Origin of the sequence: Paenibacillus sp. DCT19 (genome assembly GCF_003268635.1) — a bacterium.
GTDB lineage: Bacteria > Bacillota > Bacilli > Paenibacillales > Paenibacillaceae > Paenibacillus.
Genome location: NZ_CP029639.1, coordinates 5,833,163 through 5,852,405 on the forward strand (window position 1 = coordinate 5,833,163; position 19,243 = coordinate 5,852,405).

General features: G+C 46.5%; 11 protein-coding genes. 3 read left to right on the forward strand and 8 right to left on the reverse strand.

Annotated elements, in window-relative coordinates:
• Nucleotides 1-414: 414 nt before the first annotated feature.
• The 4 genes from DMB88_RS26685 to uvrB all read right to left on the reverse strand — a co-directional run bounded on the left by DMB88_RS26685 (nucleotide 415) and on the right by uvrB (nucleotide 10,569).
• The gene (locus DMB88_RS26685) at nucleotides 415-3,783 is read right to left on the reverse strand and encodes an MBG domain-containing protein (RefSeq protein WP_368028380.1); all 3,369 of its coding nucleotides are present in this window, start codon (nucleotides 3,781-3,783) and stop codon (nucleotides 415-417) included.
• The gene (locus DMB88_RS26690) at nucleotides 3,741-4,433 is read right to left on the reverse strand and encodes a hypothetical protein (RefSeq protein ID WP_128103705.1); all 693 of its coding nucleotides are present in this window, start codon (nucleotides 4,431-4,433) and stop codon (nucleotides 3,741-3,743) included. Before DMB88_RS26690 ends, DMB88_RS26685 begins: the two co-directional genes overlap by 43 nt.
• Nucleotides 4,434-5,213: 780 nt before the next feature.
• Nucleotides 5,214-8,072 (reverse strand): excinuclease ABC subunit UvrA, encoded by a 2,859-nt coding sequence (uvrA, locus tag DMB88_RS26695; RefSeq protein WP_128103706.1) that lies wholly within the window; start codon nucleotides 8,070-8,072, stop codon nucleotides 5,214-5,216.
• Nucleotides 8,073-8,577: 505 nt separating this feature from the next.
• Nucleotides 8,578-10,569, reverse strand: coding sequence for an excinuclease ABC subunit UvrB (gene uvrB / locus DMB88_RS26700; protein ID WP_128103707.1), 1,992 nt, complete (start codon nucleotides 10,567-10,569; stop codon nucleotides 8,578-8,580).
• Nucleotides 10,570-10,739: 170 nt separating this feature from the next.
• Here uvrB and DMB88_RS26705 point away from each other — a divergent pair, with 170 nt between their 5' ends.
• Both DMB88_RS26705 and DMB88_RS26710 read left to right on the forward strand, forming a co-directional pair.
• On the forward strand, nucleotides 10,740-11,537 hold the full coding sequence (locus tag DMB88_RS26705; protein WP_128103708.1) for a flagellar motor protein: 798 nt from the start codon (nucleotides 10,740-10,742) through the stop codon (nucleotides 11,535-11,537).
• Complete coding sequence (locus DMB88_RS26710) at nucleotides 11,521-12,339, forward strand: flagellar motor protein MotB (RefSeq protein WP_128103709.1); 819 nt, start codon at nucleotides 11,521-11,523, stop codon at nucleotides 12,337-12,339. Before DMB88_RS26705 ends, DMB88_RS26710 begins: the two co-directional genes overlap by 17 nt.
• 162 nt (nucleotides 12,340-12,501) lie before the next feature.
• On the opposite strand, the gene DMB88_RS26715 is transcribed toward DMB88_RS26710, so the two are convergent.
• The 4 genes from DMB88_RS26715 to DMB88_RS26730 all read right to left on the reverse strand — a co-directional run bounded on the left by DMB88_RS26715 (nucleotide 12,502) and on the right by DMB88_RS26730 (nucleotide 17,668).
• On the reverse strand, nucleotides 12,502-14,199 hold the full coding sequence (locus tag DMB88_RS26715; protein WP_128103710.1) for a molecular chaperone HscC: 1,698 nt from the start codon (nucleotides 14,197-14,199) through the stop codon (nucleotides 12,502-12,504).
• 159 nt (nucleotides 14,200-14,358) lie between these two features.
• Entirely contained in the window at nucleotides 14,359-15,537 is a 1,179-nt protein-coding gene (locus DMB88_RS26720) for an ABC transporter permease (RefSeq protein ID WP_128103711.1), read from the reverse strand.
• Entirely contained in the window at nucleotides 15,530-16,720 is a 1,191-nt protein-coding gene (locus DMB88_RS26725) for an ABC transporter permease (RefSeq protein WP_128103712.1), read from the reverse strand. Before DMB88_RS26725 ends, DMB88_RS26720 begins: the two co-directional genes overlap by 8 nt.
• A 12-nt stretch (nucleotides 16,721-16,732) precedes the next feature.
• The gene (locus DMB88_RS26730) at nucleotides 16,733-17,668 is read right to left on the reverse strand and encodes an ABC transporter ATP-binding protein (RefSeq protein ID WP_128103713.1); all 936 of its coding nucleotides are present in this window, start codon (nucleotides 17,666-17,668) and stop codon (nucleotides 16,733-16,735) included.
• A gap of 249 nt (nucleotides 17,669-17,917) precedes the next feature.
• Here DMB88_RS26730 and DMB88_RS26735 point away from each other — a divergent pair, with 249 nt between their 5' ends.
• Nucleotides 17,918-19,231, forward strand: coding sequence for a sensor histidine kinase (locus DMB88_RS26735; protein WP_164848797.1), 1,314 nt, complete (start codon nucleotides 17,918-17,920; stop codon nucleotides 19,229-19,231).
• Nucleotides 19,232-19,243 lie beyond the last annotated feature (12 nt).

Below are 19,243 nucleotides of genomic sequence, written 5' to 3' on the forward strand. Positions count from 1 at the left end.
CATCCATAAAAATGAAAAAAATCCAATTCATCCGGGTATGTCTATGATGCTTGTCATATCGTATATGTAAACACTTTCATTTCGTCCTAGTGAACTTCACATAGACGGCGTACCCATGGTCAACATCTGCAAACCAGAAAAAAGCATCCCTCCCCGAAAATATGAAAGGGAGAGATGCCTTCGCTCGAAGCTCGCCAACCAGCAGTTGGTTCACATCGACTATGACAGGCTGGCTATACGCGGCGATGATTATCAGCTGGCCACCTTCCTTCAGCACATTGAGAGCGCTGCTGATTGTAGCTTACACACCGGCCGCTTCTTAGGCCACTTGAAGTAGGAGCCAGGCATTCGCCTGTTCCAAACAGTCGCTACAAGGCTTCACAATAATAATGGATAATATTGGCATCATATTCATTAGTTCCGATCGATTGTTTGCAGCATCCGTGAGAGCATCACGGCCATTTCTGCTCGGGTTGTCGCGGCATGAGGCCTGACGTGTCCCTGCTCATCTCCATTAAGAATGTTGAGGCGAATCGCTTGATTAACGGCTTCCTTTGCCCAAACCGATATGTTATCCTCGTCTACCGGCTGCCAATCGCGTGCAGGTTGTTTATACGCATTGTCCCCCACGAATGCAAGGGCTCTGGTAATGATTACGGCTAATTCTTCTCGTGTTATTGACTCATTCGGGCGGAATGTCCCATCGTTATAACCTGCAATATGTCCGCTTTGGTATGCGGTCATAACATCCACCGCGTACCACTGCCCTTGTACGTCAGAGAAGGTGGAGACGGAGCTGGAAGTGAATATACCCAGAGCCCGGTTCAGTAAAGCCGTTGCCTCCGCTCGCGTTAGCCTGCCATTTGGCTCAAAACGATCCGAACCGCGACCTTGTACTATTAATTTGGAAGCCAGCTTCTCCACGTCTTCACGCCCCCAGTGATTCTGCATATCCGCAAAGCTCACCGAACGTTCCATAACAAGATAGATTCCAGTGCCACTGTTTTGGATAATCGCTACTGTTTCTCCATTCTCGCTGGTGAAGCGCGCCAGCACATGACGCAGCTCCCCTCGCTCCTCATCCCACCGAACCACGGATGCGTTATCGAATCCAGTGACATTTCCAAGGCGTATACGTTGTTCCACAAACCTTGCGTACGGACTGGTCTCAGCATGTTGTCCATTTGCATGAAGTACAGAAATGTCCGTTTGCACCGCTCCGGCCATTACTTTTGCCTTTTGCTCAGCAATCGCGGACGCAAGTTTGGGCATTTTGTTGATGTGGCGAACGCTAATTCTTAGCCTGTCGTCCGCTTGGTTTATCTCCAGCTTGGACAGATGGATGGTGAAGTTCGTTAATCTTGTGGTGATGATGAGTGTCATGTCGGGATGAAGGGATTTAAGCCTCTCCAGCACTCGGTTCTCTATCGTAAATTGCACGTCCTCCTCGCCCACAGCCACCCTGATTATATTCGAAACGTCCTTATCCTTCGTTAGTTCAATTCTCTTCACTCCCCGAGGAGTCTCAATATCCATGTAGGGCGGCGTCGAGGTTTCCTTTTCGGGTTCTATTTGAGGCTCGGGTTCGGGATTAACGAAGCCGCCGCCTGTCCCCGTATTGTTTGAGCGAATGACCTTTACATGAAACTCTACTTCCAAGGATGTGTCTCCCTTTGTTACCGTAGCCTTCATTGTAACAGTTTGATCGCCTGTGGAATAAGACGGCCTGCGTACGAGCCCGGTCATAGGATCAATTAAGGAGGGCATCGATGACGTCCAAGAAATGGTTGTTCCGTTCGCTCCCCTAGTCTCAAGCGATAACCTGCCTTGCACCGAAGTGGCACTGTCCCCGTCCGCGTATCCGATTCTTAGATTTTGAGCGTCAAGCTCCACCGCTGTCTCATCAGTCATGTCCGCGGCATATATCATTAATTCATAGGCAGCCTCATAAACGGTTCCGTATGCTTCCACGCTCGCCGACAGCATAATCTCAGCGTTACCTTCTAAGAAGACTGGTCTTTGTATTTGCCCCGTAGCCGGATCAAGAAAACGGGTATCGGATGAACGCCATGTAATTGGCCTTCCCTTTTCGTCCATACTTGCCAATTCGATATCTCTCGTCACCGTTTCCGCGGAGTCCCCGGTAGAGTAGACTGGATACGGTGCGGCATATACAACAAGTTCAGCTGAGTACACTGTAACATCATAATTGCTAAGCTGGCCTTCAGGGTCAATCAACTCCGCTTCAACCTCATATGTGCCAACGGGGCTATTCTTATCGGCAAATGTTTTATAAATTACACTAAGGTTATCAGTTGCAACTGCGCCGATTAATTTCCCCGTCAAAACGGGATTGTCATAATTCGACCATCGTGCCACAGCGTCCACCGTTACGCTGAGCGGTGCTTGCTCGATTGTCAGTGTGCTGGGTGTCAGAGTCACATCGTAATTGTCCAGCTTTCCATTTGGATCGTTGAGTGTCGCTTCTATAGGGTACGTTCCCACATTGCTTGACTCCCCCGCCGTTGTGCCATACGTCGCAGTTATTCCATCCTGGTGCAGTACTCCTGTCAACGTACCAGTGAACACGGGGTTACTTGCCCCATACACACGGCGTGCATCATCCGCAGTTGCGCTGAGCGGCGCTTGCTCGATTGTCAGTGTGCCGGGTGTCAGAGTCACATCGTAATTGTCCAGCTTTCCATTCGGATCGTTGAGTGTCGCTTCTATAGGATACGTTCCCACATTGCTTGACTCTCCCGCCGTTGTGTCATACGTCGCAGTTATTCCATCCTGGTGCAGTACTCCTGTCAACGTACCAGTGAACACGGGGTTACTTGCCCCATACACACGGCGTGCATCATCCGCAGTTGCGCTGAGCGGCGCTTGCTCGATTGTCAGTGTGCCGGGTGATAGGGTCACATCGTAATTGTCCAGCTTTCCATTTGGATCATTCAGCGATGCTTCGATCGGATACGTTCCTGTATCACTGGCTGAGTCTGCTGCTGTTCCATACGTAGCGGTGATACCGTCCTCGTCCCGCACTCCCGTCATTGTACCAGTGAACGCGGGGTTACTTGCCCCATACAGACGGCGTGCACCATCTGCGATTGCGCTGAGCGGTGCTTGCTCAATTGTGAGTGTGCCGGGTGATAGAGTCACATCGTAATTACTCAATTTCCCATTCGGATCGTTGAGTGTCGCTTCTATAGGATACGTTCCTACATTGCTTGACTCTCCTGCCGTTGTTTCATACGTTGCAGTTATTCCATCCTGGTGCAGTACTCCTGTCAACGTACCAGTGAACACGGGGTTACTTGCCCCGTACAGACGACGTGCATTGTCTGCCGTTACGTTCAGTGGTGCTTGCTCAATTGTCAGTGTACCGGGTGATAGGGTCACATTGTAATTACTCAATTTCCCATTCGGATCGTTGAGTGTCGCTTCTATAGGATACGTACCCACAATGCTTGACTCCCCCGCCATTGTGCCATACTTCGCAGTGATACCGTCCTGTGCTCGTGTCCCCGTCATTGTACCAGTGAATACGGGATTACTTGCTCCGTACATACGAGTTGCATCTGCCGCCAACAGGGTCAACGGCCTCTTATTCACATTGAGCATGCTGGTGCCGTTAGACGGCAGATAGGTCTGATATCCAGCAAATGAAGCTGTGATGGTATAGTTGTCAGGAATAAGATCTAATGGATAATCCAATGTTGCCGTGCCGGAAGCGTTCGTTACTTCAGATCCGACCGCAATCCCATTAATCGCAAAGGATATCGGCTGGGAAGGAAGATCTGTCCCCCGGCAGTCAAGTCCGCAACCAGTTGAACCGTGTCCCCATAGTTACCAGATACCCCTGATACCGTAAGGTTCGTTGTCACGCGTTGCTCTGTAGCAACGTATGTCCGAAATCCGTATTCTGCCCCGGCTCCCCAAACATTGGCGTAGTAGGGTGCTCCTCGGTCATATACGTTACTCTGGAACATAGACCATTGCAGTTGGCCGCTTATTGACGATGTCGTCATCTTGATCGTGTACATTTTACCGGCTTCCACGTACACACCGTCTGTGAAATGAACATCTACCCAATCACCAGGAAGGCGAGCAGTCACGTGACTGCTCTCGAAACTCGCCCTACCAAGCACTGTTCCAGACATGTTCTGGCCTTCTAGAATTTCGACGGTCACCGTCATCGGAGGCGCTGATTCATTAAGCATAATTAATTCAAGATCATACATATGTCCCGTCAATCCCGCAGTAAAACTTTGTCCAACATTGTTGGATCCTCCATGGCTGGTCGGATTGTCTGGTGTGTATTGATCCAATGCATCGATGGAGGCCGCTTTCCCGTCTTCAGTGGACAGGAACAAAATAGCGAATGCGAGAGCTGCACACAGGAATAGCATATTTTTTGGAAGTATTTTCATTAAACACCCTTCTTTCTTGAGCAAAATTTCCCGTTCACCGACGTCACTTGTCGGCTCGAACACTTATTCCTAAATTGTTTTGTCTGCGTATATGTAGAGCCATTGGTTATCCAGTCTCTTTCTTCCCTTTACAAATTTATAAACACGGTTTCGCAAGTTCTAGTGACATAGCACAAGCATTCACTTCAATTATAGTAACGAACGGTAAGTATTGTCTGTCCCTTAGTATATATTAAAACACTGAGCAGTATGGATATATGTATAAGAATTAAATCAACCATTCAACCTAGCCATATCTTCATCTATGCGGTTTTTATATACTTTAGTATTAGACGGTGCGTGCTCAAATTCATAAGTGAGGGAATTACCATCGACCAACTGCTGGATCTCGACATTCACGTAGGATCTCACCCATTAACTCAATGGCTCTTTGGGTGCCAAAATACAAGCCATAAAACTAGCATAATGACTCACTTTTACGATGGTTTAGTAAATGGAGGTTGCATACCTTCTTCTTTTAGACCGATGGATCAAGCAAGCCAAGCACCGAATTCATAGATTACTAGGGTATTTGACGCCTGTTCAGCATCGCCAAGAAGCCCTTATAAAGTGGTCTGATTTAATGCTGACAATCCAAAAAAACCTCCCTCACCGTAGAAAAGGTCGTGGCTTGTCGTCCACATCCCTATTCTCAGTAAAGAAGGTTCATCAGAATACTTCGCCCTTCAGCCAGGCTTACGTGCCTTTGAGCTATATAAATTATAATTTGCTAAACGCTTATTAGTCAGCCAGTTGCAGAGCTCTGCTGCGCTCCGTATCCCGCACCAAAACAGGTTTCAGGTACTTACCGGTATAAGATGCCTCTACTTGAACAATATCCTCTGGTGTTCCCGTTGCTACGATTGTTCCGCCGCCACTGCCGCCTTCTGGCCCCAGATCAACAATATAGTCGGCTGTTTTGATTACATCCAGATTGTGCTCAATAACAAGCACGGTTTCACCGGAATCAACCAAACGGTGCAGTACGTTTAGCAATCGATCGATATCATCGACATGCAGTCCTGTCGTTGGCTCGTCCAGAATATAAATAGTCTTCCCTGTACTGCGACGGTGCAGCTCGGAAGCAAGCTTCACACGCTGAGCTTCACCACCGGACAAGGTTGTTGCCGGTTGTCCTAAATTGATGTAACCCAATCCTACATCAAGCAATGTCTGCATCTTGCGATGGATTTTTGGAATGTTCTCGAAGAATTGTGTTGCATCCTCAACCGTCATTTCAAGTACATCAGCGATGTTTTTGGATTTGTACTTCACTTCGAGCGTCTCACGGTTATAACGTTTGCCTTTGCAGACTTCACAAGGAACGTATACGTCCGGCAAGAAGTGCATCTCAATCTTGATAATTCCATCACCACGGCAAGCTTCACAGCGCCCACCTTTGATGTTAAAACTGAAGCGCCCTTTTTTGTAACCACGCATCTTGGCTTCGTTCGTCTGCGCAAACAAATCCCGAATGTCATCAAACACTCCGGTATACGTAGCCGCATTGGAGCGCGGTGTACGACCGATTGGCGACTGGTCAATATCGATGACTTTATCGATATGTTCCAAACCACGGATCTCTTTATGTTGTCCAGGACGTACACGAGCACGATTCAGGTCACGCGCCAATGTTTTGTACAAAATTTCATTAATCAGTGTCGATTTTCCTGATCCAGATACACCCGTTACGGCAGTGAACACACCAACTGGAATTTTTACATTCAGGTTCTTCAGGTTATTTTCTTTGGCTCCGCGCACTTCTAACCAACGATCACCTACACTGCGGCGTTCCGCACGTATCGGAATGAACTTCCGTCCACTGAGGTATTGACCCGTTAACGAGTTCTCGTCATTCATGATCTCTTCTGGTGTACCCTGCGACATTACGGTACCTCCGTGGATACCCGCACCAGGACCAATATCAATAATATAGTCGGCTGCCATCATCGTATCTTCATCATGCTCAACTACGATTAACGTATTTCCGATATCTCTCATATGAGCTAGCGTACTGATTAGACGATCATTATCCCGTTGATGCAGACCGATACTTGGCTCATCTAGAATGTAGAGCACACCCATCAGACTAGAACCAATCTGTGTCGCCAGTCTGATCCGCTGCGCTTCACCACCAGATAATGTTCCGGCAGCACGGCTCAGAGTGAGGTAATCCAGACCGACATTGACCAGGAAGCCCAGACGGCTATTAATTTCTTTGAGAATCAGGTTCGCAATAGCGCGTTCCTTCTCACTCAGATCCAACGTTTCAAAGAATTTACCCGCTTCTCCTATAGAGAGGCTCGTTACATATGCCATGTTATGGTCATTAATTGTGACTGCAAGACTTTCACGTTTCAAACGATGTCCTTTACATGTACCACAAGGCTTGGCGCTCATATACCCTTCAATGAATTCACGGATGCCCTCAGATGCCGTTTCACGATAGCGCCGCTCCAAATTATTTACGATGCCTTCAAAGGTCACCAGTGCTTCTTTGCGTTGTCCAAAGTCGTTCTCATAACGGAAACGAATTTTCTCTGTACCTGTACCCAGCAGCAACTTGTTCATCTGATCAGCTGGGAGGTCTTCGACAGGTACATCCTGCGGAATGTTGAAGTGTTCACATACTGACTTCAAGAACTGAGGATAGTACGTTGATGTTCCTCCTGTCCATGCATCAAATGCGCCATCTTCAATCGTTTTACTCCGGTCAGGTACTAGCAGATCCGGGTCAACGATCATTTTCACACCAAGTCCATCACATTCAGGACAAGCTCCAAATGGGCTGTTGAAAGAGAACATTCGTGGCGCGAGCTCTTCAATGCTGAATCCACACACCGGACATGCAAAATTAGAGCTGAAACGGAGTTCTTCCTCTCCGATGATATCGACGAGCAATTGTCCACCAGACAGATTAAGTGCTGTCTCTATTGAATCTGCAAGACGTGACTGAACATCTTCTTTGATGACAACCCGATCCACGACAACTTCAATCGTGTGTTTCTTATTTTTCTCCAATTGGATATCTTCCGACAGTTCACGCATCTCGCCATTTACCCGTACACGGACAAATCCTTGTTTGGATATATCGGCAAATACACTTTTATGCTCGCCCTTACGTCCAGAGATAATCGGTGCCAAAATCTGCAATCGAGTTCTTTCCGGATACTGCATGACACGATCGACCATCTGCTCCACCGTCTGCGATGTAATTTCTACGCCGTGATCCGGGCAATGAGGATGTCCAACACGTGCAAATAATAGACGTAAATAGTCATAAATCTCGGTTACCGTTCCCACGGTTGAACGTGGATTACGACTAGTCGTTTTCTGGTCAATCGAGATCGCTGGGGAGAGTCCTTCAATAGAATCCACATCCGGTTTCTCCATTTGTCCTAGAAACTGCCGTGCATAAGCAGATAATGACTCTACATATCGCCGCTGACCTTCTGCATAGATCGTATCAAAAGCCAGCGAGGACTTGCCTGAGCCGCTCAGACCTGTCAATACAACAAAACGGTCACGCGGAATGGTAATATCAATGTTCTTTAGGTTGTGTGCTCGTGCACCTTTGATGACAATATTCTCGCTAGCCAATGTGTATCCACCCTTTCAAAAATCAATATCGTGTTGCGAACCCTCCCAAACCCTCCCTTCCTAGGAAGAGCCCCATAGGGCTCAGCCCTATGGACAGCCGAAACAAGCGGTGCATTGGCGGTGGGTCGGGTCTTGCTATGTGAAGGTATATCGTGCGCCCCCGATTCTGCACTAGATTCCAACCTATTGCCGGAATCTAGTGCAGTCGCTCTACTACGAGGGGACGCTCGCGGCTTTGCCTCGTTCACGGTAGGTCGCCATTGCCTTCGGCTCGGCTCCCCTCTACGATCGGGACGCATGATTTCCATATGCTTTCCTATAAACCTTTTAACCAAATTCAACTTTTCTACTAGTATAGCCGTGAAGAGAACATTCCAACATGTCTATTTATCGGCAATCCATACTATTTTCCTTACTGAACAAGAGAACGGCCCATAGGCCGTTCTCTTGTTGCAAATCCTTCTTTACGAACATGTCTGTAATTGTTGCGTTATTGTTCGATTGCCTACTCTGCGCGTAGTTCCAACAGTGCGTCACGAAGCTCAGCAGCACGCTCAAACTGCAAGTTTTTCGCTGCATCTTTCATCTCTACTTCTAGGCGCTGTATAAGCGACTGACGTTCCTTCTTGGACATTTTCTCTGCAGCGCCTGTAAGGAATTCGTTCTTCGATTCGGCAACCTTCGTTGCCTCAATCACATCACGTACCTTTTTGCGAATCGTCTGTGGTGTAATGCCGTGTTTCTCATTGTAGGCCATCTGGATTTCACGACGGCGCTCCGTCTCTTTGATTGCCTTATCCATAGAATCCGTCACTTTGTCACCATAAAGAATAACTCGACCATCACTATTCCGCGCCGCACGTCCAATGGTCTGAATCAGAGAACGCTCGGAACGAAGGAATCCTTCCTTATCCGCATCTAGGATCGCAACCAAGGATACCTCAGGTAGATCCAATCCTTCCCGCAGCAAGTTGATGCCGATTAAGACATGGAACGTACCAAGCCTTAGATCACGCAGAATCGACATCCGCTCTAGTGTCTTGATCTCAGAGTGAAGATATCGAACTTTAATGCCGATCTCTTTCAGATAGTCAGTTAGATCCTCAGACATCTTCTTCGTCAACGTCGTGATTAACACACGTTCGTCTTTGGCAATGCGGTCATTGATCTCTGCAATCAGATCATCAATCTGTCCCTTCGTTGGGCGCAGCTCGATAATTGGATCAAGTAGACCCGTAGGACGAATAATCTGCTGTATCATCATATCGGTATGCTCAATCTCATATGGACCTGGCGTAGCCGATACGTAGATAATCTGATTCATCTTCTCTTCAAACTCATCGAATTTGAGTGGACGATTATCGAGCGCAGATGGAAGCCGGAATCCGTGTTCAACCAGAACCGTTTTCCTCGCTTGGTCACCGTTATACATTGCACGAATCTGTGGCAACGTTACGTGAGACTCATCCACCACGATCAACATGTCATCTGGAAAATAATCCATCAGTGTATACGGCGTATCTCCACGTTCACGGAAGGTCAGTGGTCCGGAATAGTTCTCGATTCCTGAACAGAAGCCCACTTCCTTCATCATTTCAATATCATAACGTGTACGTTGTTCCAGTCGCTGAGCTTCCAACAACTTCCCTTGTTCGCGAAGCACTTCAAGGCGTTCTTCAAGTTCACGTTCAATGTTGACCAATGCAACCCGCATCGTCTCTTCTTGGGTTACGAAGTGAGATGCTGGGAAGATCGCAATATGTTCACGTTCTCCTACTAGTTCTCCGGTCAATACATCAATCTCGGTAATCTTCTCAATCTCATCACCAAATAACTCGACCCGAATCGCATGTTCACCTTTAGAAGCTGGGAAAATCTCAATGACATCACCGCGTACACGGAACGTACCCCTTACAAAGTTAATATCGTTCCGCTGATACTGTATTTCTACCAAACGGGACAAAATCTGATTACGCGGTTTCTCCATACCTACCCGCAATGACAATAACATGCTGGAGTAAGCAGACGGCGAACCTAAACCATAAATGCAGGACACGCTGGCTACAATGATGACATCCCTACGTTCAAATAATGAACTCGTTGCTGCGTGACGCAGTTTGTCGATCTCTTCATTGATGCTGGAATCCTTCTCGATATACGTATCCGAGGACGGAATATACGCCTCCGGCTGGAAGTAGTCATAATAGCTGACGAAGTACTCAACCATATTATTAGGAAAGAAATCTTTGAATTCACTCGCAAGCTGAGCTGCCAACGTTTTATTATGGGCAATAATCAGCGTTGGACGTTGAAGCTTCGCAATGGTCTGTGCAATGGTAAATGTCTTACCTGTACCGGTTGCACCCAGTAGTGTCTGATACCTCTTTCCTTCCCGAACACCCTGAACCAATTGTTCAATGGCTACAGGCTGGTCACCTTGGGGAGAAAACTCAGACTCGATTTCGAACGTTTTGTCACTCATTACAATATCGCTCATTGCCGTATCTCACCCTATCGTCTAAAATAATAGTCACTTATATATTGTCGAAGTTCCCCGAAATTTTATATGGGAAAACTTATAGGCATAGGAATATTTGTTCCCGTTAGATTATACCTCGTTCGTTCAAGTGATGCAAACGTGAAGTGAAGACAGGAGTGGGTTAATTTATGGATATTGCGACACTTATCGGCATCATTGCCGGGATTGCCGCAGTCATCGGCGGTTTTTTGTGGGAAGGCGGCCAAGTTTCTGGGTTGTTACAAAAAACAGCTGCATTAATTGTATTTGGTGGAACAATCGCTGCCGTCGTTGCTAGCTTCCCGGCTAACCGGTTACGTACAATTCCGGCTGCACTGCGCATGGCCTTTGGACGGAAAGACAACGAATCAAGCCAGTGGGTCGACGAACTGGTGGACATGTCAACCATCGCCCGCCGCTCAGGCGTGCTCGCCTTAGAACGTAAAGTAACCGATCACCCACATCCATTTTTAAGAGACGGCATTCAAATGGTTGTTGACGGTACCGATCAAGATGTCATTCGGCAGATCATGGAGATGGAGATTGATTCTGTTGAACAGAAACATGATGGGTATGCCAAAATTTTTGAAGCTGCTGGTGGTTATGCACCGACCATGGGGATTATCGGTACCGTAATGGGTCTAATCCAAGTACTAGGAAGTCTAACTGATCCGACAGGACTTGGCCCTGCCATCGCTGTTGCCTTCACAGCCACTTTATATGGTGTAGCGAGTGCCAATCTAATCTTTTTACCCATCGCTTCCAAGATTAAATCCCGCGGTGCGGAAGACATACAGCTCATGGAAATGATACTTGAAGGTGTACTTGCTATCCAAAATGGGGAGAATCCTCAACTTGTCCGCAAACGCCTAGAATCATTCACATTAACACATCGTGAGATCACTCAACCTGTACTAAAGGAGGGATTCGATGAGTCGGCGCAGTAATCGGCGCGCAAAACGTGAGCCTGGTGAACATCGGGATCGTTGGATGATTACTTATGCTGATCTCATCACCCTTCTGCTGATATTCTTTGTCATTATGTACGCGATGAGTAATCCGGATTCCGGTAAATATAATGTTGTGACACAATCGCTGCAAAATACGTTTAACCAATCGAATTCCATACTTGAAGGTGGTAGTGGCATTGTAGGCGAAACGGTTACGAAACCTACTCCACCCGACAATGAAGAACAGAATCCTACGGATACAGATCCGGAGCCGGATACTACCGATAGTGATAACCAGCCTCTCACAGAGCGGGAGAAGCAATTCAGGTCACAGGAAGAAGAGCTGCAAAATCTATTCAATACGATTACACAGTATATCGAGGATAACAGTCTCAATGATCAGATTTTTGTGGCGGACAAACCACAAGGCATCTCTATTACGCTAAGCGATCGTTTTCTGTTTGATCAAGGACAGGCCGCACTGAAAGATAATGCTGCACCCATACTTAGCAAACTTGCAAGTCTATTCCGTAACTTGAACACTGTTGTTAGCATCGAAGGTCACACCGATAACGTACCTATTGGAGCCAACTCTTCCTATAAAGATAACTGGCAGTTGTCTGGTGAACGTGCCTTATCCATCCTGCGATTTTTCCTAGATCAAGAAAAGCTGGATCCCGACGGATTCCAATATGCCGGATATGCAGACACACGACCTACTGGAGATAACTCCACCGAGGCTGGCCGTCAGAAGAATCGGCGCGTAGAAATTACGGTGCTACGACAATTACAACCTTAACTCTCTTCATTGCATCATTCATTTCTTAAATACGACGATGATTCTTACAAATAGTATTATAGAAGGCACGTTCAAGTTGAAATCATTCAAATTGGACGTGCCTTCTTCGTATGGATCACGATTCAATCAACGGTATGTTAGCTATTTCATTTAACTCTCGTATCACTCTCGAACACGTTCTATTTGATCCAAAACTTCCTTGAGTTTCTGTGCTTCTTTCTTAATTTCACGATCATCCTGACGTTTAAGTGTCTCTTCGAACCGCAGCATAACCTCGGCAATCACCACTCGCTGTTCTGCTAACGATTCTTCATACATACGCTCGCCACGAGCTAACAACAAACGATTCTCCATCCGGTCGCGCGGATGAATTTTGATGGCTTCCAGTGCTTTGAAGCGCTCCGCAATTTCCTCTTGGGACAGATCATTATCCTTTCCTTGGATGACAGCAACCTTTTTCTCCCCTGTCTCCACAGATGAGACCTCCACTTCTAAAATCCCGTTGATGTCATATGTAAAACGAACGTCGATTGCTTGATCCCCGGCTGGAGCTGGCGGGACGCTTATGGGTACCTCGCCCAATTTCACATTATTTTTAGCTAGCCGACTCTCCCCCTGGTAAATGTCAACGGTGATCAAAGTTTGATTATGATGCAGCGTATAATAACGTTCCATTTTGCTTACAGGGATAACCGTATTACGTTCAATGATCGGCGAGAACATTCCTGATTCAAACCCTCCATTGTCCAGTCGCACGGAGACAGAAGTACCTAAAGTATACGGACATACATCGGTTAGAATTACTTCCTCCAGGTCTTGGTGTCGTTCCTTCATCGCAGCCTGAATACCTACACCTAGCGCTACCGCTTCATCTGGATGTAAATGATTCGCAGGCAGCCTTCCGAACAATTTACCGGTAAACGAGTAGATGATCGGCATGCGTGTTGCCCCGCCTACGAGGATCACAGCATCCAGTTCACTCAGTTTAACGGATGCATCACGTAATGCACGTTCAACAGGTCTCTGTAAACGAGCTAACAGTGGCTTGGCCGCCAGATCAAAACGCGCACGATCTACAACCAGCTCCTTCAATCCCTCTTCAAGTGTTAGCATCATCTTACTTTCACGACCATTGCTAATCGCCTGCTTACACAGCTCTGCCTGCTTCCAAAGCGCCGACTGTTCCTTGTTGGATAAGCTCTCCTGCTGTATTTGGTGTTCCTCAGTAAACGAATCCACGAGTAAACGTGTAAAATCTTCGCCTCCCAGAAAATTATCTCCAGCGACAGATTTCACTTCCATGATCTGATCAAATAATTCCAGTACGGATACATCAAACGTACCGCCTCCTAGATCAAATACCAGAAACTTGGTTTCCGGTTCATGTTGATGTAAACCATAAGCAATAGCCGCGGCAGTGGGCTCGCTAAGCAAACGTTCCACTTGAAGCCCAGCCAATTGCCCTGCACGCTTCGTTGCCTTACGCTGTGCATCATTGAAATAAGCCGGTACACTAATCACAGCCTCAGTCACTGTCTCTCCAAGATACGCCTCCGCATCTGCCTTGAGTGATTTCAAAATAAACGCAGATAATTCTTCCGGTAAAAATTGATATGTACCCAGTTCAAATGTTCGCCCAGTACCCATGTATCTTTTGAATACAGAAGCTGTTCTCTCCGGATGTGTAATCAAACGTTCTCTAGCAATCTCCCCTACTACAATCTCCTCATTCTCATCCACACTTACCACAGAAGGCGTCAAACGATTGCCAAGCGCATTTGGGATAATCTGAGGCTCTCCATTAAACCAGCAAGATACTAAACTATTCGTTGTTCCTAGATCTATACCTATGATTGTCATGATGCTTGTACCTTCTTTCTTCTCAACATCTACTTGTGACTCTACCGAACAATCTATCATAATCGATCTCTAGAGCATAGACATAACTTCATTCGTCCATGAAAATAAAGAAAACCGAATGCTCACTTAAGCATCCGGCTTCTTCGAAATTATACGTTATTATGCATCCATACCGCGTTCACTAGGGCGCAAAATGACTGAACCTACAGCAAGTAGAATAGCTGCCATACCAAACAAAATCAGTAAAGGGAGCTGGATATCAGACAACGTGCCTCCAGCGGAGATCGTCTCCACAGCTTGAATCGTCCATTTTTGCGGAACAAAGTTAGCGATCTTCTGCATATATTCAGGCATAATTGAGAGTGGCCAGAAGCACCCACCGATCATACAAGTTGGTGTGATGATAAGCGAATTTAACATGTTTGCATTTTTAGACTCGCGGATCAATCCAGCAACGGCACTCGCAATTCCCATGGAGACTAACATAAATGCTGCCAGAATGAGGAAATGTACACCAAATGAAAGGCCAGCGTCATAATGCAGCACCCATCGGCTAATGCCTAATACTAGAACAATTTGAATGATACCGATGATAAAACTCCCCAGGAAATTGCCGACTGCAATTTCATAAGATCGTACTGGTGCGGTATAGACTCTCGCCATCGTTAACTGTCTGCGATCTTCCAGAATAACGGATACAGCGCTTGTCAATAAACCCATCATAAACATGATCGTAAACCCAGTCACATTATTTAGACCCGGCTTCGGATAGATCTGTAGGTCAACAGCTTTACCTGTAATAGCAGATTTGTCTGTTTCCTGTAGTAGTTTTTCCAATTTTTCTTGATTCGTCTGTTGATCTGAAGCTATATTCGAAACTTCACCTGTTCCGGCGTGTACGGCTGATGCCAATTGATTCAACCCTACGGTCATCCCGTCTACGGCAGCTCTGAATGTGTAGGATTCTTCACTCACACGCATTTCGATCAGTTCCAGTGGAGCTTGCTTCCCAAGTAACAGATTCTCTGTATACTGCGCCGGAATAACAAGTCCTGTGCTTCCCTCTTGCCGAGCAATAGCTTCCTTCACTTCAGCTTCTGTACTCAACGGCTTGAGTAAGTACTCCTCTTTATGACCAAGCTGGCTTATGATCCATTCACCAGCTACACCTTGATCCTCATTGACATACGGAATGATCGCTCGACTCGCCTGCTCATTGCCAAATAGAAATACCGTACCTGTCACAACTAAACAAGGCAGGAGCAGAAACGTAATGACTCCTCGTTTACGCCCCAACGTTCGTCTAATCATAAGCCAGGCGATATGTAGACTATTCATAGCGGTACCCTACCTTTCTGTAGATTACACCTGCGATTAGAATCAGAACGGAGCTAACGACACCAAGCATGACGATATTATGCATAATCTCGCTCACAGGAGAATCTAGCATCATTCGTAAGAAGCTCTGTAGAGCCCAATGATTGACTGTAAATTCGCTTATTCGGTGTACCAAGTCAACGGCAATCGGTGTAAAACCACCGCTGATGAACGTCATTGCAATAATGATGGCTTGCATCATCCCACTTGCTGATGTCGCATTTTTGCTAACGAGTGCTACGATAATGCCAATCGTCATTGAAGCGATTGTAATCAACACACAGATCAGGATAATCAACCAAGGATGGCTCCCCCAATTCACGCCGTACAACCAATAGGTCATGACAATAATAATGATGGCTTGCATGAAGGCAAGCAGGCTGTTTCCAGCAATTTTCCCGGCAAAGATAATGCCATTTCCTATTGGAGCTGCCTGAAGCCGAATCAACGTTTTTTTGTCCTTTTCCGAGAACAAACTACTAATCGTCGTCAGGCCAGAGTAGAGCATAAACATAGCCAGCATGGAGGCTGCGTAATATTGCGATGCACTGTAAGAATTGCCTGCCTTACCCGGACTACTTGTGGTGATATAGGTAGGCTCTGTCAGATCCGTATCTGGCACAGATGCCATCGCTGCGATCACTTCTGGACCAAGCACTTTTGCAATGGCGACCTGTCTGTTCAGTTCATCTGTGAACCTTGTAAATACAGTCTGCCCCACCATATTAAGCGTGTTGTCTTTGCCCAATATCCACTGCAATTCTGCGCCTTTACCTGCCACAAGCTGATCCTGTAGACCACTTGGTAGGATTACAGCAAAATCCAATTCTCCCTGTCTGAGAGCACTTATGGCATCTTCCTCTGAAGCCATATCCCTTACCTTCAACATGTCTGATATCGCTGGAGAGGTCAAAAATGCCTGTAAAGCCTCATCTACAACGGAATTCTCTGTTGCTTCTGTAGAATGAATGATGCCAACTCGAACAGATTTAATAACAGCATCTTCACCCGATCCCATCGTTCCCGACAGAGCTGTACCTAATATAAAGATCAGAAGTAATGGAAGTATAAATAGATTTAATAATACACTTCGTATTTTCAAAATACGTCTAAGCTCAAAAGCACATATATGCCACATGTTCATCTGAAATCCTCCTTAGTCTCGAAGCGTACGTCCGGTCAGATTAAGGAACAATGTTTCCAGATCAGGCTCTTCGACTTGAAGGGACTGAATAGCTAAGTCATGTTTGTTACAGATAAAAAGCATATCCTGCATATCCTGCTGCGCCGAAGGCACTGTAATCGTAATGGTGTCGTCAGCAACTTCCACATTCTTCACACGGGGATGAAGTTTCATCTCTTCAATGGCACCAGGATTAATGACCGAGGTAGTAAGTACAATTTTTTCTGTTGATGCTACGCGCTCCCTCAATTCCTTCTCGGTACCACAAGCGATGATATGTCCTTGATCCATAATAGCCACCCGATGACTGATCGCAGCCACTTCTTCCATGTAATGACTTGTATAGATAATGGTTGACCCCATATTGTTAAGTGTTCGCACGGACTCCAAAATATGATTACGTGATTGCGGATCTATGCCGACCGTTGGTTCATCCATAATAATGAGATCCGGCCGATGCATAATTGCACATGCAATGTTCAGTCTCCGTTTCATTCCACCTGAGAAAGTGGAGGGTACTTCTTTGGCTTTGTCCTGCAAACCTACAAATTCAAGCGACTCCTGTACCCTCTCCTTCAGTAGCTTGCCGCGTAATCCATACAATCTAGCAAAAAAGGTGACATTATCCGCCGCAGTCATCGTTTCGTACAATGCCAGATCCTGTGGTACCAGACCGATCTTGCGCTTTACATCTAGTGGCCGTTCCTTAACCGAGATGCCATCCAGGCGAATTTCGCCTTGATCCATTTTTAGTAGCCCAGCAATCATACTGATAGTTGTGCTTTTCCCTGCACCATTTGGACCTAATAATCCAAAAATCTCACCTTTATTCACGCTCAGATTCAGATGATCCACCGACAGCTTGTTGCCGTAACGTTTGACGACCTGATCCACTTCAAGCATTGGCATATCCCCACACTCCTTCTCCCGTTCTAGCTTCCTTCATCGGATGTTATAACTCTATTGTAGCGAATTGTTGCCTTGCGCGAAGGTACGAAAAGTCATATATCGAAGGTGACTTAAGTCATCTCCTGATCTAGAAGGTGCGTATGATATAATTAGGGACGGATTACCAGGCAGGTACTTGTTCAAAAAAGCACAGTAATAAATTTTTTCTCTATGATCCTCTTATCTCAAAATTAAAGGATGTCACTCCATATGCCGATACGAGCACTTCAATACGGTCTCATTCTAGTTCCAGCGCTCTTGTACATCCTCGTACTGCCGCAAGAACAAGATGGAATCTATACGTTTCATATTCTTATTGCTATTGGGATCGCTGTGGGGAAAGATTTCACTCGTGCTGATCTACCAAGGCTATTGCTCCTGATCATTGAGATCCTATGGAACTGCTGGCTCATTACTCAATACGGCCCATTTATGCTGTTCCTTTCAATATCCATGCTTTATGTATATATTTATCGACTGGATGGAGTACCACGTTGGTTAATACTCGGAGCGCAACTCATCGCCAGCAATATCGCATTACATAAATACTACACAACGTCTACGGGCTCATCCCCTCTTCTATTCTCATTTCAAACGAATGCGGACTCCCCACTCTCTCCAGAAACTACAGGATGGGTTATCGGCAATCTGCTGTTGGTTACCGTTGCGGTAATCTCCTGGCAAGGCTCAAGGACTGCAAGTAGCCGTGGACAGCTAGAACAGGTATATGACGAGCTTCGCAATAAACATTATGAGCTTCAGGATGCACGTGCACAGATGGTACAATTCACGAAGCAACTGGAGGATGCGGCTCAAGCGGAAGAACGCACGCGAATTTCACGGCAGCTCCACGATGATATCGGACACCGCTTGATTCGCACTAAGATGATGTCCGAAGCAGCGCTCCTGACCCTCCCAGTGGATTCAGAACAAGGTACCGAGATGGTTAAACAAATTCGGGATCAACTCGCAGCAAGTATGGATGACATGCGTACAACGCTTCATAAGCTGAAGCCTGAGTCCTATCAAGCGGATACCTATGCGTTGGATCGTTTACTGGAAGAGGTCGGCCGTGAGACAGGTGTGAAGACAAGTTACCGGGAACTAGGCAATGCACATGTCCTGTATCCCAGCATACAGATCGTTTTATACAAAAATGCCAAAGAGGCCGTAACCAATGCTCTGCGACATGGGAATGCCAAGAGTATTCGGGTCGAACTGCAATTCCGGGAAAATGAAATTCAATTGACCGTTAGCAACGACGGACAGACCAATGTAGAATCTATTAGCGGAGTATCCACGGTGTTCACGGCTGAAGCCGACAAACACAATACCGGTCACAGTACGAGTCAATCAACACAAACACAGTCAACACAAGCAGCAACGCTTGCTGGACTAGGGATGGGACATGAAAGTATGCGTCTTCGCACACAACTGGTTGGCGGCGAATTACAGATTCAGTCCACCTATCCTTACACCGTCATTACGCGCCTTCCTCTGCCACGCCAAGCTGATATGATCTGAAAAGGAAGTGAT